Origin of the sequence: Streptomyces specialis, from assembly GCF_001493375.1 — a bacterium.
In the GTDB taxonomy this organism is placed as follows: Bacteria; Actinomycetota; Actinomycetes; order Streptomycetales; family Streptomycetaceae; genus Streptomyces; species Streptomyces specialis.
In genome coordinates this window covers 1-1,679 of the sequence record NZ_LN929860.1, presented here as the reverse complement: position 1 = coordinate 1,679, position 1,679 = coordinate 1, and the positions used below count along the sequence as shown (strand labels likewise).

The following is a 1,679-nucleotide window of genomic DNA, read 5'->3' as shown; positions in this document are numbered from 1 at the left end:
CCCTCACCCTCTTCGAGGACCCCCGCTGCCCCGCCTGCGCCGCGTTCGAACAGAGCGTGGGCCCCGAGGTCGCGGCGGGCGTGGAGAACGGCGACTACGCCGTCGAGTACGTCTTCGGCACCTTCCTCGACGCCAACATCGGCGGCAGCGGCTCCCGTAACGCGCTCAACGCCCCCGGCGCCGCCCTGGACGTCAGCGCCGACGCGTTCCTCGCCTACCACGAAGCGCTGTACTCCGCCGAGTTCCACCCCGCGGAGACCGACGACGCCTTCGCCGACGACGACCGGCTGATCGAGATAGCCCAGACGGTGCCCGAGCTGGAGGACAACAAGGACTTCCAGCAGGACGTCACCGACAGCACCTTCGCGGTCTGGGCGCTGCGGATGTCCGACAAGTTCGACGCCGACCAGGACATCGAGGGCACGCCGACCCTGAAGCTCGACGGCGAGGTCCTGGAGACCCCGCAGACCCCGGACGGCTTCACCGCCCTGATCGAGGAGCACACCGCCGGCACCGAGTGAGCCACCCCCGCGCGCGGCCCGTCCCCGCACGGGTCCGCGCGCGGCCCTAGTCCAGCCCGGCCAGGAACCCCAGCGCCGTCCGCCAGGTGCGCTCCGCCGCCTCCGCGTCGTGGTCCGCCAGCTCCGGGTCGGTGTACAGATGGCCGGCGCCCGGGTACCGGAAGACCTCCACGTCCGCGCCCGCCCGGCGCATCCGCAGATACCAGGCGGTCAGCCAGTCGTGCGGCTCGAACGGATCCGGATCCGCGACATGGAGCTGCACCGGCAGCCCGTCCGTCACGGCGTCCTCCGCGATGTCCCCCGTCCCGTGCAACAGCAGCAGCCCGCGCGCCTTCACGTCCCCGAGCGCGAGCGTCTGCGCCAGTGAGCCCCCCAGCGAGAACCCGGCGTAGACCACGCCCCCGTCGGTGTGCTCGGCGGTGGCCGCGATCGCCCGCCGCAGCAGCTCGTCACGGCCGATCTCGTCCTTGATCGCCATGCCCTCCTCCACGGTGTCCGCGGTGCGGCCCCCGTACAGATCGGGCGTGACGACCCGGTGCCCGGCCTCCCGCAACCGCTCCGCAGCAGCGTGCACGGCCGGTCGCGGGCCGTAGGCGGAATGGAAAAGCATGACGTTGCTCACGGTCTGATACGCCTTCCCGGTGGTACGCGTGCTCGTTGCCCGCCCATCCTGCCAGCTAGCCTGGCGGACGGAGACAAATCGACCCGGAAGCCGAAGGAGCGGAGACACCCCATGGATGATGTGCTGCGGCCCCTGCTCGTCCTGGCCGGCACCATCACCCTGACGCTGGTCATCGGCTGGCTGATCGACCGGGCCCTGTGCGCGGCCGACGCGCGCAACCCCCACACCCGGCTCTGGCACCTCCTGCGGCGCTGCCAGGTCCCGCTGGACTTCCTCATCGGGGCCGCGATCGGACAGATGGCGTACGACGCCTTCCACGTCGATCTGCGGCGCGACGACATCGTCGAGTCCGGACTGGCCACGATCGCGATCTTCGCCGCGGCCTGGCTGACGGTCAGGGCGGCCGGCGCCGTCGCGGAGAACTCACTGGCGCGCTACGAGGCCAGAACCACGGACCTGGCCCGCGTCCGGCAGTTCCGCACCCAGCTCGCGATGCTCCGCCGGGTCGTCACCACCATCCTCACCGTCGTCGCGGT

General features: G+C 71.6%; 2 protein-coding genes and 1 pseudogene. 2 read left to right on the top strand and 1 reads right to left on the bottom strand.

From position 1 onward, the window contains the following. A partial coding sequence (locus tag BN2279_RS09590; protein ID WP_159037175.1) for a thioredoxin domain-containing protein occupies nucleotides 1-521 on the top strand: 521 nt, incomplete at its 5' end. 46 nt (nucleotides 522-567) lie between these two features. On the opposite strand, the gene BN2279_RS09585 is transcribed toward BN2279_RS09590, so the two are convergent. Continuing rightward, nucleotides 568-1,143 (bottom strand): dienelactone hydrolase family protein, encoded by a 576-nt coding sequence (locus tag BN2279_RS09585; RefSeq protein ID WP_267887123.1) that lies wholly within the window; start codon nucleotides 1,141-1,143, stop codon nucleotides 568-570. Between the two features lie 111 nt (nucleotides 1,144-1,254). On the opposite strand from BN2279_RS09585, the pseudogene BN2279_RS09580 reads away from it, so the two are divergent. After that, nucleotides 1,255-1,679 (top strand): annotated as a pseudogene (locus BN2279_RS09580) (mechanosensitive ion channel family protein); the annotation flags it as partial.